Below are 26,078 nucleotides of genomic sequence, written 5' to 3' on the forward strand. Positions count from 1 at the left end.
GATCACCCTCTCAGGTCGGCTACGCATCGTCGCCTTGGTGAGCCGTTACCTCACCAACTAGCTAATGCGCCGCGGGCCCATCTGTAAGTGACAGCCGAAACCGTCTTTTATTCAAGCACCAGGAGGTGCTTGAAGTTATCCGGTATTAGCTCCGGTTTCCCGAAGTTATCCCAGTCTTACAGGCAGGTTGCCCACGTGTTACTCACCCGTCCGCCGCTGATATCAGGGAGCAAGCTCCCATCAATCCGCTCGACTTGCATGTATTAGGCACGCCGCCAGCGTTCGTCCTGAGCCAGGATCAAACTCTCCAATAAAGTGTTTGATTGCTCATTTGCTTGCTGGCTATCTATATAATAGATAGTTTTAAAAATTTTGCGTTGGTTAGAAACCAACACGCTTGACGTTTTGTTTAGTTTTCAAAGAACTCTTCGTCGCTCAGAAGCAACTTTCTTATAATAACAAGTTTTAAAGTCTATGTCAAACACTTTTTTCTTTTTTTATTTTTCGAAGAAAGTATTTGATGTCTTGCTGCGACTGTTTCTATATTACACAGGTTTTCTCGTAGAGTCAACACCAATATACATTGTAAAATATGGAAAGTCCCTGATCATAAAATCAGGGACTACTTTAACAATCAACTATTATTCAGCTAAGAAGATAAAATATAAGATGAAAATAACAAACATACCATACATAATAGGATGAATCTCTTTTGTTCTACCTTTCATGATCATCGTTATCGGATAGAAAATGAATCCCATGGCAATCCCTGTTGCGATACTGTATGCAAGTGGCATTGTAATAATCGTTAAGAATGCTGGAACAGCAACCTCAAACTGATCCCATTCAATTTTCCCTAATGCTGATACCATTAGTACACCTACAATGATTAAAGCTGGTGCTGTTACATGTGGTGTTACAACCCCTAATAACGGTGAGAAGAATAACGCTAGTAAGAATAGTACTCCTGTTACAACAGAAGCAAATCCAGATCTTGCTCCCGCTGCTACTCCAGCTGAAGATTCAATATATGACGTTGTCGTTGAAGTACCAAGTGTAGCCCCAACTACTGTTGCAGCTGAATCTGCGAATAATGCCTTTCCAGCACGAGGAAGCTTATTATCTTTAATTAAATTTGCTTGATTCGCAACTGCCATTAACGTTCCTGCAGTGTCAAAGAAGTCTACAAACAGGAAAGTTAAAATGACAGCAATCATTTTAATAGTAAATACTTGATCAAGATTTTCAAATGCTACCCCGAAAGTTGGCTCTAAACTTGGAACTGCTCCTACAACTTGACTAGGCAGCTCAACTAATCCAAAAACAACTCCAACTACTGCAGTTACAAACATACCAATGAAGATACCTGCATTAACTTTTTTAACCATTAAGATTACAGTTATGATAATACCGAAGATCGCTAGTAATGTCGGTCCATGTGTGATATCACCTAAACCTACAAGAACTGCATCATCATTCGTAATAATACCTGCATTTTGCAGTCCAACAAAAGCGATGAATAAACCAATACCCGCTGCCACTGCATATTTTAATTGTGCTGGAATTGCATTAATAATTTTTTCGCGAGCACCTGTAAGAGTTAAAGCGATAAAAATTAAACCTGAAACTAATACTCCTGATAATGCTGTTTGCCAAGGAATTCCCATACCTAATACTACTGTAAAAGAGAAGAACGCATTTAATCCCATTCCTGGCGCTAAGGCTATAGGGTATCTAGCTATGATCCCCATTAACAATGAGCCCAAAGCAGCTGCAATCGCTGTTGCAGTAAATACTGCTTCTTTGTTCATTCTCATTTCCTCAGGTAAGTCTGGAATTGCACTCATACTTAAAATGTCTGGATTGACAAACAAAATGTAAGCCATTGATAGGAAGGTTGTTAAACCTCCAATGAATTCTTTTTTATAATTTGTACCAAGTTCCTCAAATTGAAAATAACGTTTCATTCCTTATTCCTCTCCCTTTTCCCCTTAAATAGAAGAGAATACCCCAAAAACAAGTGTAGCTCCCTGCGTGGACGCAAGGAGCTAACATACAAAGAAACGAAAATATCCCATTACTAGCTACATAGATATGTAGAATGGTAGTCTTCATTTCTCGTAGTCCAGCTATTTACGGCAGCTTGGTAGAAACTTCTGGGCCATATTCCCAAAATTATACGAGATTACTATAATTCTTATGATTACACTTTAATTTTACTAATTTTGTCGATTGTTGTCAATAAAAATCCGAACATTTTTTTACGATGTTCGGATTTCATTCGGATTATTCCCATTCAATCGTTGCAGGCGGCTTACTTGTAATGTCATAAACAACACGATTAATATGTGATACTTCGTTTACAATCCTTGTTGAAATCTTCTCTAATACTTCCCAAGGAATTCTAGCCCAATCAGATGTCATTCCATCTATTGAGGTTACAGCACGGATACCGATTGTATAATCATACGTACGTGCATCCCCCATAACTCCTACACTACGGATATCTGGTAACACCGTAAAGTACTGCCAAACATCTCGCTCTAACCCAAAATTCTTAATTTCCTCACGTAAGATCGCGTCAGATTCACGTACAATTTCTAATTTATCTTCTGTTACTTCTCCTAATACACGAATTCCAAGACCAGGTCCTGGAAATGGCTGTCTCCAAACGATTTCATCTGGAAGTCCAAGTTCAGTACCAAGAGCGCGTACTTCATCTTTAAATAAAGTATTTAATGGCTCAATCAATGTAAACTTCATATCTTCTGGAAGTCCACCGACATTATGATGTGATTTGATCGTTTGAGCAGTTAATGTCCCACTCTCAATAATGTCCGTATACAATGTTCCTTGCGCTAAGAAATCAATTCCTTCAAGTTTTTGTGCTTCATCATCAAAAACGTAAATGAACTCGTTACCAATGATTTTACGCTTTTGTTCCGGATCACTGACACCCTTTAGTTTTGAAAGGAAGCGTTCTTTTGCATCAATTTTAATGACATTCATGTTAAAACCTTCACTGAATGTTTTCATGACACCTTCTGCTTCATCTTTACGCAATAGACCGTGATCAACGAACATACATGTTAACTGATCGCCAATTGCTTTATGAATTAACACAGCTACAACGGATGAATCTACTCCACCACTTAATGCGCAAAGTACCTTTTTGTCACCGACTGTTTCACGTATTTTTTGCATCTCTACTTCAATGAAGTTTTCCATTGACCAGTTTGCTTCACTGTGACAAATTTCAAATACGAAATTCTTTAAAAGATCATTACCGTATTCTGAATGTCTTACTTCCGGATGGAATTGAACACCGTAAAAGCCACGGCTTTGGTCACTCATCCCCGCAATTGGACAAGAGGGACTAGTAGCATCAACTTCAAAGCCTTGTGGAGTTTCGACTACTAAATCACCATGACTCATCCAAACAACCTGTTCTTCAGGTATTTGATGATAAAGAGGTGATTGAATTTCTACCTTTAATGTCGCTTTTCCATATTCACGATGTGTTGCCTTTTCAACTTTACCGCCAAATACATGTGTCATTAGCTGCATACCATAGCAAATCCCTAATACCGGGACACCTAAGTTAAAAATGTCATGGTCACAATGGAAGGCATTTTCCTCATAGACACTATTCGGTCCACCTGATAAAATGATCCCTTTTGGATTTAGTGCTTTAATCTCCGCTGCTGTTAACGTATGTGGATGCAGTTCACTATAGACTCCAAATTCACGAATACGACGTGTAATTAATTGATTGTACTGACTTCCGAAATCAAGAACGACAATTTTCTCTTGCTCCATTACCAACACGCTCACCTCTTAAATTTTTTCGTATTTTTATTCTTCCCAAAAACAAAAAAAACTAGGATTTGTCTTCTAAAAAGAAGGCAGAATCCTAGTTTTCTAGCAAATACAAATAAAAGATTTGTAGAATAGCTTGACTCTGCCTTCATAGTCAGGTCATTTAAGGTAACCCGGTAGAGACTCTCGAACCATATTTTCGAGGATATATGAAGGACTCATGTTTAATTGAACCTTATTCTATCAATGGCTAAACAATTGGTCAAGATGCTATTCTTTTAATTAAATTTTCCCATAATTTTTGGAGCTGTTTAATATCCTTATCCTCGAGAGAATGGTTTTTACGATATTGAATCCCTTCTAGCTTAACCGTAAGTTTTCTCATATCTTTTGTATAAAAGAATGAGTCAACATATGCTGCATACTCACGAAGTGTTTGATGATCCTTTTTCTTTATTCCGTATGAGCGTAATAGTTTTATTAAGATGAAATACGATTTTTCAAATGATTGCCCATTTCTAAATTTACCGTAGCGTTTTAACACATAAATCGGCATCCATTTATTTCTCGTGAAATACAGGATCACACCAATAATTAGAAGTACAATTACGAAAATCATAACATCTTTAACCGTGATATCGACAGAGAAGGTACTGCCTGCATCTTTACCAAGCTCTTCCTCTGCTAGTAAGTCTTCTTCTGGTGTTTCTGGTTTATCTTCTGGTGCTGCACCCGCAGGAATTGCTGTTTCATCTTTTTCTTGATTTGTCGTGAAATCATAAGGATTTGTAAAGCCTTTAGTTGGCTCAAACGGAACCCAACCAATTCCTGTAAAATAAACCTCTACCCAAGAATGGGCATTTTCGTTTTTCACTTCATACATTCTTGTATTGTTTGTAGTAGTTTCTAAATATTCTCCACCCGTATATCCTTTTACCCAACGGGCAGGGATTCCAGCAGAGCGTAATAAAACAATCATCGATGTAGAAAAGTTATCACAGTAGCCGATTTTTGTCTCGAACAGGAATTGATCAACATAATCATCATTTTTCCCTGGCACAGCAACATTTGTCGTATCATACTCAAATCCATTAAGACGGAAATAGTTTTCCACGGCCTTAACTTGATCATAACGATTTGCATGTGGCAAAATGATTTCTTGCGCGAGCTCTCCCACACGTTCTGGCAAATCTTCCGGAAGCTGCGTATAACGCAACACTTCTTCTGGATATTCTATCGAGCTTGCTTTTAAATCTTCTAAAATATAACGAGGGTCTGTATACACCACACTATAGCTGTCCACCGGGAACAGTTCCCCACTTCTTTTAGTAGAGATTTTTTGAGTGGATAAATTAATGTCGTATACAATCTCATAATCAGTTTCTACAGATTGTAATTGTACTGGATACGTAATATGAGAATATCCTATGTTCATATCGAATTTCGCTACTGCAGGAGCGCCTTGAAAACCTTGTTCTACTAGAGGAATAGATACATTTTTTTCATCTGTCTCGGTAACAAAATTCGGCTCTTCAGATTCCCAGCCTTTACCGGTGTAAACATCTTTCGTTTCTACCCTCCAGTATTCTCGGTTTGCTGTTTCAACTGTAAAGACAACTGTGTCGTCCCCGATAAAAGGTCCACCAAGCGTAGAATCATTCGTTCCATAGCCGATCCGTTTAACCCCTCCACCAGCTTCTCCGTTACCTGTTAAAAATGGAATGGGGTCTGGCCAAACTGGAGCAGCTTTTGGTGCAAAGTATCCAACCGTCGTTGTGAGTACGGTTACGGTAATGAGTGGAACAAGCCATTTCATCCAAAGTTTTTTATGAACAAATAATGATTCTTGTTCTTTTAATCGATCAAGCTTTAATAAACCAAGAATGATAAATCCAAACACAACCATACGTACAATTGCTTGATCTGAATCATATGGCGTGAACGTATCTAACACCGCTAAATACGTAATGGTCATTAATAAGAAAAGTAAAATTTTCTTTAGTTGTACGATCCAGTATTCCATTAAATACGCTAGCAGCCATAACAGTACAAAGAATAACAAACTTCTAAAAGAGTTTGTCATTTCCCACCAATCAGCATTCATCATGTAGAAGAAGTTGGTTACGATATCCGAAAAGAAAGCCGATATCCATTCTTGACTGAAAAATCCACCATCAAAAAATAAATCGTGAATAAAATAGGCAATTAACAATACTTTTGCTGAAAATGAAACGACAAAGGGTACTGAGAAATAGGATAGTAGATAGGATAGTGCAATAAAGTATAAAAAGATGGATAAATTACCCGTATCCGTAACTTCATCTAATGGACGAAGCCATTCCCATAATACTAAAAATCCGTATACATAATAGATGATTTTTTGCAGTGAATTATGGTTTTCTTTCATCATCTACTCACCTCGTAAAAAGCATCTGCATATTGCCCTTCCATAACTGCCTTCACGAAAATATGCTTTCGCTTTAGGTTCTCAACCTTAATAATCGTCTCTTTAGATGGATTCACCTTTGGCAATACAACAAATACAATAATTTGGTATTGCTTATGCGCCAAATATTCCACTGTTCGTGCAAATGAATCCGACAGTTCACTCGTCACAAAAATCATCGTTAACCCTTGCTGCCATTTTGTAACCTCACTTTCAACCGAAGTGGCAAAATGATTGCTGTCAGGCTGTACTTTGGCAAGATGGTAAAAAATTTGTTGTTGATGAGCCTCTGTATTTCGAAGACCTGCTACAAATCGGTCTTTTCCGTTTGATACAAAGCCTAATTGTGCTCCATGTCGGATAATTCCTCTTACAATGGAGGCTGACAGAGTAACAACTTGTTCAAACATGGCTCGATTTTGATCATGCGATCTATCCATAAATACGACCACATCATGACTTTGTTGTTGTTCAAATTCCTTTGTCATAAATGTATCTCTTCTTGCACTCGTCTTCCAATCAATCCAAGAAAATCGGTCTCCTGGTGTATATTCACGAACACTTACTGCCATCGTCGTATCACGAATCAGTTTCGTGCGTGATGATGTTGATCCTTGATCAAAACGATTTTCTAATTGCCGATATTGCATATCCACATACTGCGGATAAACGAGATAGTTTTTCTTATTTTCATAGCGATATTCTTTTTCCACTAATCCAAATAAATCACCTGTTCGTAATCGAATGGAAGTAAATTGATGTTCTCCTCTTGGGATAGAGTCGATAATGTATTCCATTTCAAGTGTTTTCCTAAACCAAGGAAACACCATGTTTTTCGCCCGTTTTGATTGCGGACAAAATTTCAATGACGACGGAAGTTCTTCTTCAATAATTAAATAAAGAAGTGGAATGAAAGGTAAATTTCTTGAAACCGTAATAGTACCTTTTAATTTTTCGCCCGCTATAAACTGGTCTTGATTCACAGTTCTTGTCACTTCAAACTTCGTTAAAGGATAGAAGCTAATCAATAGTGAATATAAACCTAGCGGAAGAAAGCTATAAAAGATAAACCAACTAACAAATCCACCTTGAAACATGGCAAACACGAAGGTCACCAGTATTAAAAACACAATTAATGAGACTCTTCCCGCTAACTGTACATATAAGTTATTTTTCATAAAAATCAACGCCTAACTAATGGAACCCTAATTCTCTCAAGCATATGTGTAACAATTTGCTCAGCTGTGATCCCTTCAAATTTAGCTTCAGACTTTAAAATAATACGGTGTGCTAATGTGTAAGGAGCTAAATACTTCACATCATCTGGAACTACATAGTCACGACCGTTAATTAACGCATATGCCTGACTCGCTCTCATTAATGCAATTGCACCACGAGGACTCGCTCCTAAATAAATAGAAAGATGATTACGCGTAGCATCCACAATACTTACGATATATTGTCTAATCGAAGCATCTACACTTACTCGTTTCGCTTCGTTTTGTAATTCGATAAGTTCTTCTGTTGAAATCACTGAATCAAGCTCGTGGATTGGTTGACCAGATTCCATTCGCTCTAACATTTCCATTTCTTCATCCATTGTCGGATAACCCATTTTTAGTTTCAAGATGAAACGGTCTAACTGTGCTTCAGGCAGTGGATACGTACCTTCGTACTCAATTGGATTTTGTGTTGCCATTACAAAGAACGGCTTCGCTAATGATCTTGTTACTCCATCAACTGTTACACTTGCTTCTTCCATTCCCTCTAATAACGCTGCTTGTGTTTTAGGTGAAGTACGGTTGATCTCATCTGCCAACACGATATTCCCCATGATCGGACCAGGACGGAATTCAAAGCGTAGTTCTTTCGGATTATAAATAGAAACACCCGTCACGTCTGAAGGCAATAAGTCAGGCGTGAATTGAATTCGCTTAAAATCAGAACTTACTGATTTTGCTAATGCACGAACCATCATCGTTTTTCCCACACCAGGCACATCCTCTAATAAAACATGCCCATCTGCAAGTAACGCTACTAAACTTAAAGTTGCAACGTCACGCTTTCCAATCATAACTTTACCAATGTTATCTATTACTCTATCTAATACCGGATGTAGTGTATCAATATTTTGTACCATAAAAAGACCCCTTCTCTCTTAAATAAGTAAGTTCTATGCAAAAAACATAGTAAAATACAAAGATTATTATTCCGTCGATTACCTTAAACATCTATCCCCTACAATAGACGTATAAGGAATACTTTACGTTACGATTACGGAATTTTCTATCTTTTCCAATAGATTACCATAATCTAAGTATATAATTCTAATAATTTTGTCGAATTCCTTTTTTTCAAACTTATTGAACAGTTAAGTTTTATTTCACGGTAAATCCCACTAAAAAACTTAGCAAATCGGTATAGTGTTATTTGGAAAAAAATGCAGTAATAGAATAAAAAGGAAGAACCATGAGACATACATTCCTGATTCTTCCTTTTTTATTTTAATGAACTGTAATTAGCTTCATATTCTCCCAACCCTTTTTGGTCTTAAGCTTAAAGCTGCAGTATCCAGGTCTAATGAGGCTCTCAATTTATATGAAGCTCCTTAATTATGAATAGCCATTACTTACAAGCATCACTAGAGGTTTCCTAATGTGTTAAAAAAATCATATTAATCCATATATTAGGTGATACTATTTTTATCCTAATTATACGTGGTGATGAATTGAAGATCTTAACAAAAATACTACTCCCGAGACAGCTGTTATTGCTTCTAATTCTTTCTACAGGCTTGCTAAATCATGTCATTCTTATACCAAACTTATTGACTGCTGCTGGAAGAGATAGCTGGATTAGTGTGATTGTATCATACCCAATCTCCATTATCTTCTTATGGTTAATTTACTATATTGTAAAAAATAGCCCTCCCGAAGGTTTCTTTACTTTGGTAAGACAACGTCTTGGCATTGTTTTTTCTACACTACTCTCAATTCCTGTTATGTTGTTTTTATTTACTAGCTCATACGTAACATTAAAGGATTTAATAATTTGGCTGAATGCTTACTTTCTAGCTGATTCTTCCATACTAATGATTACAATAGTTTTATTTATATCTTGTTTTATTTTTACCTTAGCTGGCGTTAAACATATGGCCATCACTAGTGGTTACCTACTGCCACTTGTCATGATATTCGGGATATCGATCGCAATCATTAACACAGACCTAAAAGACCCAAGTTTACTATTTCCTATTTTGGCTGAAGGGTTCTCTCCACTTTTAAGAGGAATAATCTATTCCCTCTCTGGCCTTCTTGAAATTTATGTGGTTATTTTGCTGCAACCCTTTTCACAGGAGCCTATCAAATTTAGACAATTGTTTATACTATTAACTATCTTAACAGGGTTAATTTTTGGACCGCTATCTGCATCACTAATGGAATTTGGTCCAACAGAATCTGTCAACTATAGATACCCTGCCTATGAGCAATGGCGAGTTTTGAGTATTGGAGAATATATCAATCATTTAGATTTTTTTGCTTTATATCAGTGGTTAAGCGGTGCATTGATACGTGTCGGATTATTAATGTTTTTACTTGGGCTATTCCTCACTAAGAAAGTAAATCATTACCGATTAAATTTAAGGGTTATCCTTTTCACATATCTCCTACTATTCTGCCTAATGGTATTCGTAAAGGTAGAAGCTCATTATTTTAACATTTTTATTTATAAGTACTTTTTACCATCATGTTTAATTATTTTTCTCATTCAAATTCTGGTATCAGCACTGATTATATTTGTTCTAAAACGAAGAGGTGTACAACATGATGCAAACATCAAACTCTAATACAACTATAGAACCTCCTGAAGAAAAAGTAATAAAGTTAAAATTGCAGTTTCAAAAAAGCCAAGACTTACAATGTAAAGTCCATGTGACAGAAAGAGAATCCTTTGAAATCATATATTTTGAAAGCTTAATAAATCTACAAAATTTAGATCACTATATTCTCCCTAAATTAGGAGAGCATAATGAAACTTCTGTTAAAGATAAGCTCCTATCATTATTTCAAGCAGAAGATGTATCGGCAAAACCAATAGAAGATTTGTCACAATTACTGTTTGAAGGATACGCCATCTTTATCGTAAATGACTTCCTATTAAGTATTCATGTAGGGGAATTTCCTAAGAGGCAGCCGGAAGAATCTGCTCTAGAGACGTCCATTAGAGGACCAAAGGATGGGTTTGTTGAGGATTTAAAGACCAATATTTCGTTAATAAGACGCAGGCTAAACACTCCGTCCTTATGTTTAGAGAAATTCACCATCGGTAAAAGAAGTAAAACAAAAGTTGCCATCATGTATCTTGATGATGTCATCAATCAAAGTGTACTCGAAGATATTCGCAATAGATTAAACAACGTTGAATTAGATATATTGGTAAGTATATATGATCTAGAATCGTATATACGAGACAGACCTTATTCTATTTTCCCAACGTTAGACTATTCTGGTAGACCTGACTTTATTGCTCAATCATTAAATCAAGGTAGATTTGCTCTTTTAGTTGACGGCAATCCAACCGTCTCCTTTGCACCTATTAATTTATTACTCCAAACTAAGTCACCTGAGGATACGTACAATAGTTATGCATTTGTGGCATTAGAAAGAGTTATACGATTATTTGGGGTTACTGTTGCCGGATTATTACCTGGTGTTTGGATTGCATTTTCCGGTTTTAATATCGAACAAATTCCATACTTATTAGTAGCTACAATCTCAATTTCACGTTTTGGATTACCTTTATCTGCTCCTATCGAAATGTTCATCGTATTATTTTTATTTGAGCTCTTTAACGAAGCTGGAGTTCGATTACCAAGAGCAATTGGGCAAACGGTTGCTGTGCTTGGTGGATTAATTGTAGGAGATGCGGCAATTCGAGCAGGCTTGACCTCCCCGACGATGTTAGTGGTTGCTGCCATTACCTATATCTCCTCTTTTACATTAGTGAATCAATCACTATCTTCAGCCTTTACAATCATTAGATTTACGGTACTGCTATTAAGCACTCTTTTTGGGTTATTTGGAGTCATAATCGGTTTTATTCTAACAATTCTATACCTTTCTACTCTTTCGTCCTTTGGTGTCCCATATCTAGGGTCAGTTGCTCCAATTAATACTAAAGAAATTATTAAATCATTCCTTAAGGCACCACGCCAATTTTATAAAGAAAGAACAAAAGCAACAAGTCCAAAAGACCCCACAAGAGGTGGTAATTAACCATGAAGAGGATCAGAGCTCTCACTGTTATATTATGTTGTATCTTCCTTACAAGCTGTTCTGGTTTAAAAAACATTCAAGACTTAACCTACATTGTGGCTATTGGTATGGATTATAACGAAGAGAAAAAGGAGTATATTGCTTATATCCAAGGTTTGAATTTTGCAAATGTAGCAAAACAGGAAGGCGGAAAGCCTACTGAACCTGTTCCTATTTTCATTGCATCTGCAACTGGTGAAACATTAAATTTAGCAGTCAGTAAATTATATAGGAAGTCTGAACCTCCTTTATTTTTTGGACATACTAATACACTGATCTTAAGTGAAAGACTGGTGAAACATAAATTTAAAGAGGTCATTGAGGAATTTGGGAGAAATCGGTCACTCAGACCTACACTTCGAGTCATGATCACAAAAGAAGAGATTCAAGACACGCTAAATACAAAGGCATTATTTAATTATCCTGCAATCTATACGGTTCTTTTTAAAAAGAATCATAACGAGATTGCACAAGATGAAATTAAGCCAGTTCAATTAATGAAATTTTTGAGGGATTTCTATGAGCCAATGGGAGTTGCAAAGCTCCCCACTGTTAAAATTGACAAAGACAGCTGGAAGGCTGATAAAGATTACCCCGTTTTATTTTTTGATGGGTATGCTGTATTTCAGCTACAAGAATATATATCTAATCTCTCTTCTGACGACGCAATGTTTACAAACTGGCTCCTAGAAAAAAAGGTAGCCTTACATCATAAAGTGGAAGTGGACGGTCAATTAGTAGCTGCTGTTAAGCTAAGCTCTCCCAAAATGAAAATCAAATATGAAGATGATAAACAGATGCCCAAGTTCTCAATAGAACTGTCAGTAGAAGGCGATCTACTCGAGAAGATTAAAGATGTTCCATATATTGAATTAAAGAAGAAGATCGAAACAGACCTCAACAATAAAATTACTGCCCTATATAAAGTAGGACTTGAAAATAAGATAGATATTTTAGATGCTGGTGAAAAATGGTATAGGAAAAACCCGAAAAAGTACCAAGAATTAAAAGAAACAAAACAGTTTTATTTAGATGAAAGTTCGTTAACCGATATAAAAGTAAGTGTGCAGATTCTTCATTTTAATAGTTATAAATACGAACAAAGAGTTAATGGTGGTGGTTTATAAATCAGCTTGAAAACACTTATTAAATTTAAACCACTTGCATTTTAGAAAGTAATATTTTGCTTCAAAAAGGTTTTTTATAATATAAAGAATTAGTAGTTCCTGTTAGAGCTGCTATTGTTTAACTCAAACAAGCATTTCTCTGCTAATAATCTAGCTTAAAATGCTTTTAATCCTTTTTGGGGACTTATTTTTTCGTCGAATACTCGTTCTTATCAGCGACCAAGTGCCGATATCGGCGATAATCAGGGATATTTCGACGATTTTTACGTTTTTATCGGCGATTCCTGGACTCTTTTCGGCGAGTACCTCCTTTTATTGGCGACTTTATCCGTATATCAGCGAGCTTGACTTCGTTTTCAACGACTCACTCTTATTTTCTGCGAAACCACTTCTTCAACGGCCATTAGAAAAATTCCAATTGCTCGGATCTTATATGACCACTTCAATCGCACAGTTTCATCTAAGCAAAAACAAAGCCTCCCTTAGTTCAATGAACTAAGGGAGGCTTTGTTCAACGGCGAATGATTACATCATACCGCCCATACCCATGCCGCCCATGTCTGGCATTGCAGGACCATTCTTTTCAGGTAGATCTGCCACTACTGCTTCAGTAGTTAAGAACATAGCTGAAACAGATGCAGCGTTTTGAAGTGCTGAACGAGTTACCTTAGTCGGGTCAACAATACCAGCTTCAAACATGTTTACCCACTCGCCAGTTGCAGCGTTGTAACCTACGCCAACTTCTTCACGCTTTAGGCGCTCAACGATAACAGATCCTTCAAGACCTGCGTTGTGTGCGATTTGACGCACTGGCTCTTCAAGCGCACGAAGCACGATGTTGATACCTGTTTGTACGTCACCTTCAGCTTGAAGAGAAGCAACTTTGTTGTATACGTTCACTAGTGCAGTACCACCACCAGATACGATACCTTCTTCAACTGCAGCACGAGTTGAGTTCAGTGCGTCTTCAATACGTAGCTTACGCTCTTTAAGCTCAGTTTCAGTAGCAGCACCAACTTTGATTACCGCAACTCCACCAGCAAGCTTTGCTAAACGCTCTTGTAATTTTTCTTTATCGAATTCAGAAGTCGTTTCTTCTACTTGAGCACGGATTTGCTTCACGCGAGCTGCGATGTTAGCAGAATCTCCGTTACCTTCAACGATTGTCGTGTTTTCTTTTGTTACGACAACTTTAGAAGCGCGACCTAATTGAGTAATGTTCGCAGACTTAAGGTCTAAACCAAGGTCTTCAGTGATTACTTCACCACCAGTTAATACAGCGATGTCTTCAAGCATAGCTTTACGACGGTCACCGAATCCAGGAGCCTTAACAGCTACTGCATTGAAAGTTCCACGAAGCTTGTTCACAACTAGAGTTGCTAATGCTTCACCTTCAACATCTTCAGCAACGATTAATAGTGGCTTACCTTGTTGAACAACTTGCTCAAGAACTGGTAAGATTTCTTGAATGTTTGCAATCTTCTTATCTGTGATTAAGATATATGGGTTGTCTAGAACAGCTTCCATTTTATCAGAATCAGTTACCATGTAAGGAGAAGCATATCCACGGTCAAATTGCATACCTTCTACTACTTCAAGTTCAGTAGTGAAGCCTTTTGATTCTTCAATTGTGATAACACCGTCGTTACCAACGCGCTCCATAGCTTCTGCAATTAGTTGACCAACTTCATTGTCAGCAGCAGAGATTGCAGCAACTTGAGCGATAGAAGATTTACCTTCGATCGGCTTAGAAATCGCCTTTAATTCTTCAATTGCAGTTGCAACTGCCTTTTCCATACCTTTACGAACTCCAACTGGGTTAGCACCAGCTGTTACGTTCTTTAATCCTTCACGGATCATTGCTTGAGCTAGAACTGTAGCTGTAGTTGTACCGTCACCAGCAACATCGTTCGTTTTGCTTGCAACTTCAGCAACAAGCTTCGCACCCATGTTTTCGAATGCATCTTCTAGTTCGATTTCTTTAGCAATTGTTACACCGTCATTTGTAATTAAAGGTGAACCAAACTTCTTCTCAAGAACTACGTTACGTCCTTTTGGTCCAAGAGTTACTTTTACAGCATCTGCAAGTGTATCTACACCACGTAGCATTGCGCGACGTGCTTCTTCACTAAACTTAATTTCTTTAGCCATGTTTCGTTACCTCCCTATGTTTTGAAAAAAATAAGTATACAAACAAGTAGACAATTTTTGTTGTCCTAATATTCTAAGTATAGTGTATTAGCCGATAACAGCTAAAATGTCATTTTCACGAAGAACTAAATACTCAGTGCCTTCGTACTTTACTTCAGTACCAGCATATTTTGAGAAGATGATGCGATCCCCCACTGATACTTCTAGTGCTACACGCTCACCGTTTTCTAGCACGCGACCAGTACCTACTGCTACTACTTTACCTTCCTGAGGCTTTTCCTTAGCAGAATCAGGTAATACGATACCGCTAGCAGTTTTTTCTTCAGACTCAACAAGCTCAATAATAACGCGATCTCCTAATGGCTTAATCATGAGACCTACCTCCTCTAATATTGTTAGTTTTTTACTTATTAGCACTCAAACACATCGAGTGCTAACACAGTTATTATATTAAATAATCTAACTCACGAATGCAAGTATAAACTATCCAATTTCTAAAAAAATTTCAATTAAAAATCCAATCTTTTGGAAAAGGCATACTCTTCCATTTTATCATTTCTACTATAATTTATACCTACTACATACAATAATTAAAAGGACAAAGTTCACGCGGGGGAGATATCATTATTGTAAAAATTCTTTATATGTTACAATACGTGTGGGCATGTAAATGCAAAGGAAAAAGGAGAATAAAAAATTGGAGAAACGTCATTGGTATGTAGTGTTAACCTATGTAATTATGCAATTCTCAACCATTCTGGGTGTTCCATTATTTTATAATCTCGGAATACAGCCAAAAGAAGTTGCGCTCGCTTACTGGTTAATTTTTAGTTTTTTATCGGCACTAATAATTATTTTAATATTAATGAGAAAAGACATGAGACCAGATCAATTGAGGGATGATCGCAGTTCACTACCAGTTGCTCTTCTTTGGTCAGTTTTCGGAGTGTTTTTAGCACTATTTGCCCAAGGAATAGCAGGTGTTCTTGAAAATAAACTATTTGGGATTGAACCTGGTTCTGAAAACACAGAATTTCTAGTGGAAATCGCGATGGCTACTCCCCTATTTATCGTCGTAACATCTGTTATTGGACCAATACTTGAAGAAGTAATTTTCCGGAAAATTTTGTTCGGATCTTTATATAAACGATTTAACTTTATTCTTGCAGCTGTCATTAGCTCTATTATTTTTGCAATTGTTCATATGGATTTCACACATATTCTCATTTATACTGCGATGGGCTTCACATTCGCCTATTTATATGTTAAAACGAAACGTATTATTGTACCGATTATTGCACATGTTTCGATGAATACGTTTGTTGTATTAGTTCAATTAGTATTTAAAGATGAAATTGAAAAATACCAGCAGCAAGTAGAGTCAATGCAATTTATTTTCTTTTAAATTTACCAGCATACATATTTGGAGGTTTTAACATCATGCGTACTTCACCGTTTCTAATGGGGCTATTGTACTTAGGTATGGGGACTGTTTTTGTTGTACTAGCTGTTCAAAGCGCACAAGTTGATATGTGGAGCTTCTCAACAATCATATTAATGATTGTAGCAACATTTGATATTGGCGTAGGTGTCAGAATGTTTTTGTTACATAACAGAATAAATAAGATGAAGAATAAAGACTCCAAGTAATCTTGGGTCTTTTTTTATCGTTTTTATAAATTATCCAAAAATTACATGCATTGCTTTCCTTCATATTACTCGATTATTAGTCGATATAAAGACAAGTTATATTACTACTTAAAAGGAGTGAAACAATGAAACTACGCATTAGTCACAAATTAATCGCAATGATGTTAGTTATATTAATTGTACCGAATATCATTATTGGATCTGTTGCTTATTTTATTGCAAAAGATCAAATGGATAACCTAGGAAGAACGACACTTAAAAATGGTGTAGAAATGGCACTTCAACTTATTGATTCTGCCAATAAGCAAGTTGAAGATGGCGAACTAACACTTGAAGAAGCTCAAGAAAGAGTAAAAGTTTATTTAATCGGTGAAATGAATGCAGACGGAAAGCGTACCATTTCTAGTCCAGTTGATTTAGGGGAAAATGGATACTTTGTTGCTTACGATGAAAAAGGGCTTGAATTAGCTCACCCAACGATTGAAGGAAAAAATGTATGGGAAACAGCAGACACTGATGGGTCATTATTTGTACAGGAACAAATTAAGATCGCCCAAAATGGTGGTGGATTTGTAGAATATAGCTGGGCATTGCCAACAGATGAAAATTCAAGAGAACTAAAAATCACGTATAATAAGATGGATCCGAACTGGGGTTGGATCATCTCAGCAGGAACGTATGAAATGGACTTTAATCAAGGAGCTAACCAAGTTCTAATTGCACTTGTCATTACGCTTGCTATCTCAATTGTAATTGGTGGATTCCTTTCTTATTATTTTGCTGGAAAAATCTCTAAACCTATAAATTCCATTACAAATCACGTGACAGAAGTAGCAAACGGAAACTTAGCTGTTCATGTTGAAGAGCTAAAACGTTCAGATGAAATTGGTGAACTTGTAAATGGCTTTGGCAAAATGGTTCATAACTTAAGAGAATTAATTACGAAAGTAAACGGATCTGTTCACAGTATCACTAGCACCTCACAAAACCTAAGTGCAGTTGCTGAAGAAACAACAGCTTCTAGCGAAGAAATCGGTAAGGCAATTGGTGAGATTTCTAAAGGTGCTGTGCAACAAGCAAGTGATGCTGATGATACTTTTAATGCAACAGTTGAACTTGCGAATCAAATTCAGTCATTATCTGATAAGACTAAGTTAATGAGTGAAGCTTCCTCACAAGTTGTTGCATCTAATAAAATCGGAATGACTAGTGTTTCTACGTTAAAAGATAAATCAAGTGATACAGAAATGTCGGTTGGTCAGACGAAAGAAGTTATTGAAACATTAACAGAAAAGGTAAAAGAAATTGAAATGATTATTGGAACAATTAATTCTATCTCTGAGCAAACAAACTTACTTGCATTAAATGCTTCTATTGAGGCTGCAAGAGCTGGGGAACATGGAAAAGGATTCGCAGTTGTAGCAAGTGAAGTAAGAAAGCTTGCAGAAGAAACATCAAATGCAACAGACAAAGTACGTCAAACGTTATCAGGCATTATCGATGTAACAAGCATTGCTAACTATGAAATGGACAAAACAAAGCTATTAGCAAAAGAACAATTAGATGCTGTAATGGAAACTGAGCAATCGTTTAAGAAAATTGCTGGTAGCGTTTCCGGTATCGAATCAATTATTTCAGATGTAAATGACAACATTCAATTACTAGTTTCTAGTAAGGACAATGTCTCTAACGCAGTTGAAAGCATTGCAGCAGTTAGTCAGCAATCTGCTGCTTCAACAGAGCAAATTACCTCAAGTATTGATGAGCAGTTAAATGCGATTGTTGTCGTTTCTGATTCTGCACAAGAATTAAACGATTTAATTAATGACTTAAAACTAGAGATTGAAAAATTTAAATTACAGTCATAACAAACAAAGAGCATGGGAATGATCCCATGCTCTTAAATTTAGGCTGTTTTCGCATACTTTGTTGCTATTTTTACAAAAAAGAATTTATATTAGGTCCGTTGATTTCCGCTTCAGGCACACGCTTTCCGCGGGGAGGGACGTGAGCCTCCTCGGCTTCGCCTGTGGGGTCTCACGATTCCCTCTATCTCCCGCAGGAGTCGAGTGCCTTCCGCTCCAATCAACTCAATTTTTTAACAGAGATATCCAAATAGCAACTATCTTTTACGAAAAGAGCCTAAATTTATTACTCTAATTCTGCCTTTTCAGCTTCTGCTTCTGCCTTTAATCTTTTCTTATAAGCTCCACGGGAAATTAGGATACTAATTTCATATAAAACGAATAGTGGAATGGAAACCATAAGATGCGAGATTAGTTCTGGTGGAGTAATCAACGCAGCAATAACTAACAGAATAAAATACGCATATTTTCTAATTTTTGATAGGAAATCAGGTGTTACAATACCCAGTCTCGTTAAAAACATAATGACAACAGGTAATTGAAATAAAATCCCAAACGGAATGGTTAGCTGAAAAAGAAATTCGAAGTATTCGTTTATCCCAATTACTGTTTGAATCTCTAGCTTATCAGATAACCGTAGCATAAACTCTACAATAAAAGGAAAGAGAATAAAGTATGAAAAAGCTAGTCCACTTAAAAACAGTACTAACGAAAATGGGATGTAGCTTAGCGTTACTTTACGTTCTTTCACATACAATCCTGGGCTAATAAAGGCCCATAGCTGGTAAAGAGTGATTGGGAAAGTAAGGATAAAGGCAAGAATAAAAGCAAATTCCATGTAAATTTTAAGTGGATCGGTTAATCGAAAAGCATTCATCGTTAGCTCTTTTGCTTCATCCGCTTGTTGTAAATAAACAATAAGTGACTCCACTAAAAAGAAACTTCCCACAAACGCTAGAAAGAAGAAAACGACTACGATGACAAGTCGTTTCCTAAGTTCCCCGATATGATCATAAACGGACATTTCATTTTGATTCATTAAATTTCATCCTACCTTACTTGTCACCTTCGTTTTTCTTCACTACTTCATCGTCATCATCTGCTAATCCCTTTGTCGCGTTTTTAAATTCACGAAGAGAATTACCAGCAGCCTTCCCTAACTCAGGTAGCTTTTTAGGTCCGAAAATTAATAGTGCTACACCTGCGATTAATACGATACTTCCAATACCTAATGTTGGCATCCCTTTCACCCCCTTTTAGTCTAACGGATAATTTTTCAAGAAATATACTAATGATTGTAACTCTACAGCTAAATCAATATGATGAATGCGAACCGTATCCGGAACATTAATTCGTGCTGGTGTGAAATTCAAGATTCCTTTTATTCCAATTTGAACTAAGCGATCAGTTATAGGTTGTACAACTGAAGCTGGTACCGTGAGAATGGCAATGGCAACATCAGGAGTTAAACGCTCCTCTAATTCATCAAAATGATAAATCGGTACACCTCCAACTTCCTTCCCTACAATCTCAGGGTTGATATCAAAGGCTTGTTCAATTTTCGTACTATTATTTTTAATAAAATTATAGTTTAAAAAGGCTTTCCCTAAATTTCCTACTCCAATAAGCGTAACTCTAGTTACTTCATCTTGATCGAGTGTTTTTCGGAAAAAAGATAATAAGTATTGTATATTATACCCATATCCTTTCTTACCGAGTGCTCCGAAGTATGAAAAATCTCTTCGTATTGTGGCTGAGTCGACCTTCACAGCTTCACTTAATTCAGCAGAAGATACACGTTGCTTTCCAGATGAATCTAGATTTTTTAAAAATCTATAATACAGCGGTAAGCGCTTGGCCGTAGCCTGTGGTATTTTTGGTTGTTCTTGATTCATACGTATCACCCGCATTTGTTTTAAACTGTCCGTTCCATTCCACTCTAGACACTTGCTTTCCGCGGGGAGAAATTCGAGCCTCCTCGGCTTCGCCTGTGGGGTCTCGGGCATTTTCTCCACTTCCCGCAGGAGTCAAGTGTCTTCCGCTCCATTACACTATTGTTGTATAAACATTAATATATTAAAAGCAACAAAGTCTAAAAAAACAGCCTTGACTTATCTATGAAAATCTCCACTTTTCCCACCTGTTTTTTGGACTAAAAAAGTTGGACCAATTACCATTCCTTTATCAACAGCTTTACACATGTCGTATACGGTTAACGAACAGGCTGAAACAGCCGTTAATGCTTCCATTTCCACACCTGTACTTCCCTTTGTTTTAACTTCCCCTTCAATGACGAGAATATAAGATTGTTCTTTTTTCTCCCATTGAAATGTAATATTTACCCCTTTGATGGGGATTGGATGGCACATAGGAATGATGTCCGGTGTTTTCTTTGCTGCCATAATCCCAGCAACTTGTGCAACAGAAAGCACATCACCTTTTTCCATTTGGGCATGCACGATTTTTTCATAAATCTCTTCGGAAACTTCGACGCTTGATCGAGCAACGGCTGTTCTTACAGTATCATTTTTTTCCGTAATATCAACCATTCTAGCTCGTCCTTCTTCATTAAAATGAGTAAAGTCTGCCATGCAAACCCTCCTTACATGCTATCATACATAAGACTATACACTATTTCTAATGAGTTGTCGCTTTTGCTTTTTGAATTATTTGTAACAACTTCTCTCTTCTCCTCTATTGCTCGCATGTGGAAAAATATATACACTAAGATAGAGGAATAGAGGTGAACTTCAATGATTTTATTACAATGTAATGGGATCTCAAAATATTATGGCTCTGAGCCTATCTTATCGAATATAAAGCTTGAAGTACAATCTAAGGACAGGATTGCCCTTGTCGGACGTAATGGCGCAGGTAAATCGACCTTGTTAAAAATAATTGCAGGAATTATCTCTAAAGATGGTGGAGAAATCATTAAGCCTAAAGATGTGACAATCGGCTATTTAGCTCAGCACACTGGCTTAGAAACAACTCTCTCTATTTGGGACGAGATGTTAACAGTTTTTTCCCATTTACGTAGTCAGGAAAAAGAACTACGAAATATGGAATCACAAATGGGAGATCCCGATTTAATTGCGGATACACCAAGATATGAACGTTTATTAAAAGAATATGATTTGTCACAAGAGCAGTTTAAGCAATCAGGTGGATATCAATATGAATCTGATATTCGTTCTGTTATTCACGGCTTAGGTTTTGCACATTTTGATCATAGTACTCCTATCTCTACTTTAAGTGGAGGACAAAAAACAAGACTGGCATTAGGAAAGCTACTATTAACAAAGCCAGATTTATTAATATTGGACGAGCCGACGAACCATTTAGATATGGATACCCTTGCATGGCTTGAACAATATTTAAGCTCTTACCCTGGTGCAATTTTAATCGTATCTCATGACCGTTACTTTTTAGATAAAGTCGTCAATCAGGTTTACGAGATTTCAAGAACATCCATTACAAAGTATCATGGTAACTACAGCCGCTATCTTGTTCAAAAAGCCGAAAACTATGAACGTGATCTGAAACAGTTTGAAAAACAACAAGATGAGGTTGCGAAACTAAAAGACTTTATCCAAAAGAATATCGCAAGAGCATCTACAACCAAACGTGCACAAAGTAGAAGAAAGCAGCTTGACCGTATGGAGCTTATGGACAAGCCATCCGGTGATGAAAAATCTGCTTCTTTTCACTTTGGTATAGAAAAGCAAAGTGGAAATGATGTTGTAAAGGTGAACGAGATAGCGCTTAGCTACGATAACATTATACCAACGATCCAAAACATCACCTTCACGTTACAACGTGGCGATAGTGCGGCTTTAATTGGTCCTAATGGAATTGGTAAATCTACGTTATTAAAAGGGATTATGAATAAAATTACGCCACTTAAAGGTTCAATTCAGTTTGGATCAAACGTTTCAATCGGATACTATGACCAAGAGCAAGCAAACTTAAAATCTAATAAGCGTGTTCTAAATGAACTTTGGGACGATTATCCGTTACTACCCGAAAAAGACATTCGAACTATACTCGGTAACTTCCTATTCTCGGGCGATGATGTGCTCAAAGAAGTGTCAACACTTAGCGGTGGTGAAAAAGCCCGCTTAGCACTAGCTAAACTGATGATGCAAAAGGCAAACCTACTAATTTTGGATGAGCCAACGAACCATCTGGACTTAGATAGTAAAGAAGTGCTAGAGAATTCGTTAATTGATTATCCAGGAACAATTTTGTTCGTATCTCATGACCGTTACTTTATTAACAGGATATCAACAAGAGTGTTAGAACTTTCTCCTGATTCAGTTACTAACTATTTAGGAGACTACGATTACTTCCTTGAGAAGAAACAAATGCTTTTAGAACTTGAGGAGCTTGAAGAGAAAGAAAAAGGTGTAATTGAAAAATCAGTTAAAGAAGAAAAGCGCAGCTTCGAAGAGGAAAAAGAACTAAAACGACTGGAGCGAGCACGAAAAAGAAGAATCGAAGAAATTGAATCTGAAATTGTGGTGCTTGAAGAGCAAATCTCAGATAACGATGAGAAACTTTGTGATCCAGAAGTATACCAAGACCACGAACTCGTTCAAAAACTGAATGACGAAAACCAACATGCAAACGAAAAACTAGAAGCCCTTATGGAAGAATGGGAACAACTTGTGGAGAAACAACAATAAAACACTATTATGATCTGTGGATATCACACTTATCCACAGAAACAAATGAAAAAGAGTCAGCAGTTTAATGCTGACTCTTTTTTTTACTCACATATACACAAAGTTATACACATTACAAACAATGTAAAAAAGCCACCCCTTAAAACTTATCCACATTACACAGATCATTTTATGCACATATGCACATTTTTATCCACAAAACGAATAAACTCTGTACAACTTTAACACTTTAAAGGAGTGGGGGCCTGTCCCCCACTCCTTTAAAGTGTTAAAAAGCATCTACTTTTTCACTTATTAACATAGTAAAAAGTAGATGCTTTACTTATTCACTTATTAACATAGTAAAAAGTAGATGCTTTACTTATTCACATTCCATTAACTTAAAAAGACTTCAACATTAACCCCGGGTTTCCGTTGAGTGATAACTCGGAGCGTACTCCTTTTTCAAACGCCACACTTCCTACTGCGGCGATCATCGCTGCATTGTCTGTACATAACGACAAAGGTGGAATAGTGAGCTCCACATCTGGAAGTTCCTTAAACGACTCTTCTAGTCGCGCACGAAGGCCTTTGTTAGCCGCTACTCCTCCAGCTAAGACAACTTGCACCACAGCAAAATCTTGTGCTGCCTTTACTGTCTTTGTGACCAACACATCAATAACACTTTCCTGGAAACTCGCAGCTAAATCCTCTGGTTTAATATCCTCGCCCCTTTGCTTCGCATTGTGCAAAGTGTTGATAACCGCTGATTTTAATCCACTGAAACTAAAATCATATGAATCTGGCTCTAACCAAGCTCTCGGTAGATCTAGCACTGGGCTTCCTTCATGTGCTAATTTATCGATGTGCGGTCCACCCGGATAAGGTAAGCTCAATGTTCTCGCAACCTTATCATATGCTTCACCAGCAGCATCATCACGCGTCTCTCCAATCACTTCAAAATCTCCATGATCCTTCATTAACACAAGCTCTGTATGTCCGCCAGAGACAACAAGCGCCAGTAAAGGAAACTGGAATTCCGTAATAAACCGATTCGCATAAATATGGCCAGCAATATGATGCACTCCAACTAACGGTATATTATGTGCAAAAGCTAAAGCCTTCGCTGCATTAACACCAATTAACAATGCTCCCACTAACCCCGGCCCTTCCGTCACGGCAATCGCATTAATATCCTCATACGTAACGTTCGCCTCCTTCATTGCCTCTTCTAACACAATCGTTAATTGTTCAACATGATGTCTAGACGCAATTTCCGGTACTACTCCTCCAAAACGTTTATGACTTTCAATCTGCGAAGCCACAACATTTGAAAGAATCTCGTTTCCGTTTCTTACGATTGCTACCGCTGTCTCATCACAGCTTGTTTCAATTCCTAATATGATCTGATGTTTCATTAATATTCACCCACATAACTAGAGCATCTTCATTGTTATCCGTATAATACCTTTTTCTGATGCCCCCATTTTGAAATCCTAACTTTCGATATAACCTCTGCGCTACTTCATTTGAAACACGCACTTCTAGTGAAACATGATTTGCACCTAACGCCTTTGCTAGTTCCAACGCTTGGCTCATCAACGCTTCTCCAAGCTTACGTCCTCGGTATTCTGGTAGTACAGCAACATTGGTAATGTGTGCATCCTCAAGAACAACCCATAGACCACAATAACCAATTATCTCGTCACTATCTTGCATTACAACATAACTTGCATATGGATTGTTTACTATTTCACTATAAAATGCTTCTGCACTCCAAGGAGTCGCAAAAGATGAGTGCTCAATTTTTAAAATATCATCAATATCTTCTACTTTCATAAGTCTGAAGGTAACCGAACTATTCACTCGAATTCCCCCTACTTTGAAGTCTTTTGCGATGCAAGCCAATTGGCCTCAGCTTCCGCTAATCTAAGATAGCTTGGTACAAAAGAATGAGTCAATTCTGCTTCTCTATTTGCACCAATTAAACCTAGTAATGATGGTCTTGGGTTCCAATCTGTGAACTCAGCAAACAATGCTTGATTACCAAGTTTTGCTTGAATCGTCTCTTCATGAATCGGCAAATCATTTCCTATAAATAATACTGGTTTCAAACGTTCCTTCAGTTGCTCTAACCAACTTTCAATATGCACGTTTTGATCCTCAATGACCATATTTACCCCAGCACCATCTGTTTCATATAAACCCGTATATAGTAACTGTCTACGTGCATCCATAATCGGACAAACAAACCCATCAAAGCCCTTCCCATTCCAAGCTATATGCTCAAGACTAGAAACTCCAATAAGGGGAATGTTTAAGCTCCAGGCCATTGTTTTTGCAATGCTTACACCAATTCTTACCCCTGTATAAGATCCAGGACCCTTCGCTACAACTATTTTATGAAGCATTTTAGGTGTTATATCACAATCCTTCATTAATTTTTCAATGGCAGGCATTAAGCGAATTGAATGGTTCTTCTTAATATTTGTGATGAACTCACCAATCACTTGATGATTGTCTATAATGGCAACTCCCATTACATTCGTCGACGTATCAATTGCTAATATCATTGTGTCTTTAACTCCTCGCCTAACATTCCATAACGCTCCCCAATTGCATCAAGCGTTATCGTTCTTTTTGTATCATCTACTCGTTTAATCGTTATTAGTCCATATTCTGTGGGGAGCTGATCTTGAATTAAATGTGCCCATTCTACCACTGACACACCTTCCCCATTGAAATATTCATCAAAACCTAGATCTTCAAATGAATCATCCATACGATATACATCCATATGGTATAAAGGTAGTCGCCCTTGATATTCCTTTATTATCGTAAAAGTTGGGCTATTTACGTTTCGTGTAATACCTAATCCCTTAGCCAATCCCTTTGTAAAAGTAGTCTTACCTGCCCCAAGATCACCCTCAAGTAATAGGACATCACCTGGTTTGGCAAGTTCCCCTATCTTATACGCTAATTCTCTTGTTTCTTCTTCACTATTTGTTATCCATTCAAAACTCTTCATGTTATCACCA

The 26,078-nt window shown here is 37.1% G+C and carries 22 protein-coding genes, 1 rRNA gene and 2 riboswitches; of the genes, 7 read left to right on the forward strand and 16 right to left on the reverse strand.

The genetic code is table 11. The annotated features are described in order from the left end of the window. The 6 genes from JR050_RS13200 to JR050_RS13225 form a co-directional block, all read right to left on the reverse strand. A 16S ribosomal RNA gene (locus JR050_RS13200) occupies positions 1 to 314 on the reverse strand; the annotation flags it as partial. 327 nt (positions 315 to 641) lie between these two features. After that, a complete protein-coding gene (locus JR050_RS13205; protein ID WP_204203979.1) occupies positions 642 to 1,967 on the reverse strand; it encodes an NCS2 family permease in 1,326 nt (441 codons plus the stop codon). 134 nt (positions 1,968 to 2,101) lie between these two features. Beyond that, positions 2,102 to 2,203, reverse strand: a riboswitch (purine riboswitch). 83 nt (positions 2,204 to 2,286) lie between these two features. Further along, on the reverse strand, positions 2,287 to 3,819 hold the full coding sequence (guaA, locus tag JR050_RS13210) for a glutamine-hydrolyzing GMP synthase (protein ID WP_204203980.1): 1,533 nt from the start codon (positions 3,817 to 3,819) through the stop codon (positions 2,287 to 2,289). A 131-nt stretch (positions 3,820 to 3,950) separates the two neighbouring features. Further along, positions 3,951 to 4,052: riboswitch (purine riboswitch) on the reverse strand. Positions 4,053 to 4,081: 29 nt separating this feature from the next. Beyond that, the gene (locus JR050_RS13215) at positions 4,082 to 6,229 is read right to left on the reverse strand and encodes a transglutaminase TgpA family protein (protein WP_204203981.1); all 2,148 of its coding nucleotides are present in this window, start codon (positions 6,227 to 6,229) and stop codon (positions 4,082 to 4,084) included. Continuing rightward, on the reverse strand, positions 6,226 to 7,443 hold the full coding sequence (locus tag JR050_RS13220) for a DUF58 domain-containing protein (protein ID WP_204203982.1): 1,218 nt from the start codon (positions 7,441 to 7,443) through the stop codon (positions 6,226 to 6,228). Before JR050_RS13220 ends, JR050_RS13215 begins: the two co-directional genes overlap by 4 nt. A 5-nt stretch (positions 7,444 to 7,448) precedes the next feature. Beyond that, a complete protein-coding gene (locus JR050_RS13225) occupies positions 7,449 to 8,405 on the reverse strand; it encodes an AAA family ATPase (RefSeq protein WP_204203983.1) in 957 nt (318 codons plus the stop codon). A gap of 588 nt (positions 8,406 to 8,993) precedes the next feature. Here JR050_RS13225 and JR050_RS13230 point away from each other — a divergent pair. Genes JR050_RS13230 through JR050_RS13240 form a run of 3 tightly spaced genes read left to right on the forward strand, consistent with a single transcriptional unit; the run spans position 8,994 to position 12,707 of the window. After that, positions 8,994 to 10,112: an endospore germination permease gene (locus JR050_RS13230; protein WP_204203984.1), complete on the forward strand. Its 1,119-nt coding sequence runs from the start codon at positions 8,994 to 8,996 to the stop codon at positions 10,110 to 10,112. Next, positions 10,090 to 11,541 carry a spore germination protein gene (locus tag JR050_RS13235; RefSeq protein ID WP_239454390.1) on the forward strand — a complete coding sequence of 484 codons (1,452 nt, stop codon included), beginning with the start codon at positions 10,090 to 10,092 and terminating at the stop codon, positions 11,539 to 11,541. The genes JR050_RS13230 and JR050_RS13235 overlap by 23 nt, the downstream gene beginning before the upstream one ends. Before the next feature lie 2 nt (positions 11,542 to 11,543). Further along, positions 11,544 to 12,707, forward strand: a complete 1,164-nt coding sequence (locus tag JR050_RS13240; protein ID WP_204203985.1) for a Ger(x)C family spore germination protein — start codon at positions 11,544 to 11,546, stop codon at positions 12,705 to 12,707. 525 nt (positions 12,708 to 13,232) lie between these two features. Here the strand turns inward: JR050_RS13240 and groL are convergent. Further along, on the reverse strand, positions 13,233 to 14,858 hold the full coding sequence (gene groL / locus JR050_RS13245; protein ID WP_204203986.1) for a chaperonin GroEL: 1,626 nt from the start codon (positions 14,856 to 14,858) through the stop codon (positions 13,233 to 13,235). A gap of 87 nt (positions 14,859 to 14,945) precedes the next feature. Further along, entirely contained in the window at positions 14,946 to 15,230 is a 285-nt protein-coding gene (gene groES / locus JR050_RS13250; protein WP_149221410.1) for a co-chaperone GroES, read from the reverse strand. 325 nt (positions 15,231 to 15,555) lie between these two features. On the opposite strand from groES, the gene JR050_RS13255 reads away from it, so the two are divergent. The 3 genes from JR050_RS13255 (at position 15,556) to JR050_RS13265 (ending at position 18,376) form a co-directional block, all read left to right on the forward strand. Beyond that, positions 15,556 to 16,263, forward strand: coding sequence for a CPBP family intramembrane glutamic endopeptidase (locus tag JR050_RS13255; protein ID WP_204203987.1), 708 nt, complete (start codon positions 15,556 to 15,558; stop codon positions 16,261 to 16,263). 35 nt (positions 16,264 to 16,298) lie between these two features. Continuing rightward, positions 16,299 to 16,508 carry a YdiK family protein gene (locus JR050_RS13260; RefSeq protein WP_204203988.1) on the forward strand — a complete coding sequence of 70 codons (210 nt, stop codon included), beginning with the start codon at positions 16,299 to 16,301 and terminating at the stop codon, positions 16,506 to 16,508. A gap of 230 nt (positions 16,509 to 16,738) precedes the next feature. After that, entirely contained in the window at positions 16,739 to 18,376 is a 1,638-nt protein-coding gene (locus JR050_RS13265; RefSeq protein ID WP_430392885.1) for a methyl-accepting chemotaxis protein, read from the forward strand. 283 nt (positions 18,377 to 18,659) lie between these two features. On the opposite strand, the gene tatC is transcribed toward JR050_RS13265, so the two are convergent. The 4 genes from tatC to moaC all read right to left on the reverse strand — a co-directional run bounded on the left by tatC (position 18,660) and on the right by moaC (position 20,964). After that, entirely contained in the window at positions 18,660 to 19,412 is a 753-nt protein-coding gene (tatC, locus tag JR050_RS13270; protein WP_204203990.1) for a twin-arginine translocase subunit TatC, read from the reverse strand. Between the two features lie 16 nt (positions 19,413 to 19,428). After that, positions 19,429 to 19,614 (reverse strand): twin-arginine translocase TatA/TatE family subunit, encoded by a 186-nt coding sequence (locus JR050_RS13275; RefSeq protein WP_204203991.1) that lies wholly within the window; start codon positions 19,612 to 19,614, stop codon positions 19,429 to 19,431. Between the two features lie 15 nt (positions 19,615 to 19,629). Then, positions 19,630 to 20,268, reverse strand: coding sequence for a redox-sensing transcriptional repressor Rex (locus tag JR050_RS13280; RefSeq protein ID WP_204203992.1), 639 nt, complete (start codon positions 20,266 to 20,268; stop codon positions 19,630 to 19,632). 216 nt (positions 20,269 to 20,484) lie between these two features. Continuing rightward, complete coding sequence (gene moaC, locus JR050_RS13285) at positions 20,485 to 20,964, reverse strand: cyclic pyranopterin monophosphate synthase MoaC (protein ID WP_204203993.1); 480 nt, start codon at positions 20,962 to 20,964, stop codon at positions 20,485 to 20,487. A 162-nt stretch (positions 20,965 to 21,126) separates the two neighbouring features. On the opposite strand from moaC, the gene JR050_RS13290 reads away from it, so the two are divergent. Beyond that, a complete protein-coding gene (locus JR050_RS13290; RefSeq protein WP_204203994.1) occupies positions 21,127 to 23,061 on the forward strand; it encodes an ABC-F family ATP-binding cassette domain-containing protein in 1,935 nt (644 codons plus the stop codon). Between the two features lie 380 nt (positions 23,062 to 23,441). On the opposite strand, the gene tsaD is transcribed toward JR050_RS13290, so the two are convergent. Genes tsaD through tsaE form a run of 4 tightly spaced genes read right to left on the reverse strand, consistent with a single transcriptional unit; the run spans position 23,442 to position 26,068 of the window. Beyond that, the gene (gene tsaD, locus JR050_RS13295; protein ID WP_204203995.1) at positions 23,442 to 24,458 is read right to left on the reverse strand and encodes a tRNA (adenosine(37)-N6)-threonylcarbamoyltransferase complex transferase subunit TsaD; all 1,017 of its coding nucleotides are present in this window, start codon (positions 24,456 to 24,458) and stop codon (positions 23,442 to 23,444) included. Beyond that, on the reverse strand, positions 24,430 to 24,906 hold the full coding sequence (rimI, locus tag JR050_RS13300) for a ribosomal protein S18-alanine N-acetyltransferase (RefSeq protein WP_204203996.1): 477 nt from the start codon (positions 24,904 to 24,906) through the stop codon (positions 24,430 to 24,432). The genes tsaD and rimI overlap by 29 nt, the downstream gene beginning before the upstream one ends. An 11-nt stretch (positions 24,907 to 24,917) precedes the next feature. Then, the gene (gene tsaB, locus JR050_RS13305; RefSeq protein ID WP_204203997.1) at positions 24,918 to 25,613 is read right to left on the reverse strand and encodes a tRNA (adenosine(37)-N6)-threonylcarbamoyltransferase complex dimerization subunit type 1 TsaB; all 696 of its coding nucleotides are present in this window, start codon (positions 25,611 to 25,613) and stop codon (positions 24,918 to 24,920) included. Continuing rightward, the gene (tsaE, locus tag JR050_RS13310) at positions 25,610 to 26,068 is read right to left on the reverse strand and encodes a tRNA (adenosine(37)-N6)-threonylcarbamoyltransferase complex ATPase subunit type 1 TsaE (RefSeq protein ID WP_204203998.1); all 459 of its coding nucleotides are present in this window, start codon (positions 26,066 to 26,068) and stop codon (positions 25,610 to 25,612) included. Before tsaE ends, tsaB begins: the two co-directional genes overlap by 4 nt. Positions 26,069 to 26,078 lie beyond the last annotated feature (10 nt).

The sequence above is a fragment of the Bacillus suaedaesalsae genome (assembly GCF_016890225.1).
Lineage (GTDB): Bacteria > Bacillota > Bacilli > Bacillales > SA4 > Bacillus_BS > Bacillus_BS suaedaesalsae.

Bases quoted from the DNA above. Each gene is read 5' to 3' on its own strand.
- JR050_RS13280 (WP_204203992.1), bottom strand. From the start codon at position 20,268: ATGAATCAAGAACAACCAAAAATACCACAGGCTACGGCCAAGCGCTTA.
- JR050_RS13275 (WP_204203991.1), bottom strand. From the start codon at position 19,614: ATGCCAACATTAGGTATTGGAAGTATCGTATTAATCGCAGGTGTAGCA.
- tatC (WP_204203990.1), bottom strand. From the start codon at position 19,412: ATGAATCAAAATGAAATGTCCGTTTATGATCATATCGGGGAACTTAGG.
- JR050_RS13260 (WP_204203988.1), top strand. From the start codon at position 16,299: ATGCGTACTTCACCGTTTCTAATGGGGCTATTGTACTTAGGTATGGGG.
- JR050_RS13225 (WP_204203983.1), bottom strand. From the start codon at position 8,405: ATGGTACAAAATATTGATACACTACATCCGGTATTAGATAGAGTAATA.
- JR050_RS13235 (WP_239454390.1), top strand. From the start codon at position 10,090: ATGATGCAAACATCAAACTCTAATACAACTATAGAACCTCCTGAAGAA.
- groL (WP_204203986.1), bottom strand. From the start codon at position 14,858: ATGGCTAAAGAAATTAAGTTTAGTGAAGAAGCACGTCGCGCAATGCTA.
- tsaD (WP_204203995.1), bottom strand. From the start codon at position 24,458: ATGAAACATCAGATCATATTAGGAATTGAAACAAGCTGTGATGAGACA.
- groES (WP_149221410.1), bottom strand. From the start codon at position 15,230: ATGATTAAGCCATTAGGAGATCGCGTTATTATTGAGCTTGTTGAGTCT.
- JR050_RS13290 (WP_204203994.1), top strand. From the start codon at position 21,127: ATGATTTTATTACAATGTAATGGGATCTCAAAATATTATGGCTCTGAG.
- JR050_RS13240 (WP_204203985.1), top strand. From the start codon at position 11,544: ATGAAGAGGATCAGAGCTCTCACTGTTATATTATGTTGTATCTTCCTT.
- guaA (WP_204203980.1), bottom strand. From the start codon at position 3,819: ATGGAGCAAGAGAAAATTGTCGTTCTTGATTTCGGAAGTCAGTACAAT.
- moaC (WP_204203993.1), bottom strand. From the start codon at position 20,964: ATGGCAGACTTTACTCATTTTAATGAAGAAGGACGAGCTAGAATGGTT.
- JR050_RS13205 (WP_204203979.1), bottom strand. From the start codon at position 1,967: ATGAAACGTTATTTTCAATTTGAGGAACTTGGTACAAATTATAAAAAA.
- JR050_RS13220 (WP_204203982.1), bottom strand. From the start codon at position 7,443: ATGAAAAATAACTTATATGTACAGTTAGCGGGAAGAGTCTCATTAATT.
- JR050_RS13265 (WP_430392885.1), top strand. From the start codon at position 16,739: ATGGATAACCTAGGAAGAACGACACTTAAAAATGGTGTAGAAATGGCA.
- tsaB (WP_204203997.1), bottom strand. From the start codon at position 25,613: ATGATATTAGCAATTGATACGTCGACGAATGTAATGGGAGTTGCCATT.
- JR050_RS13215 (WP_204203981.1), bottom strand. From the start codon at position 6,229: ATGATGAAAGAAAACCATAATTCACTGCAAAAAATCATCTATTATGTA.
- tsaE (WP_204203998.1), bottom strand. From the start codon at position 26,068: ATGAAGAGTTTTGAATGGATAACAAATAGTGAAGAAGAAACAAGAGAA.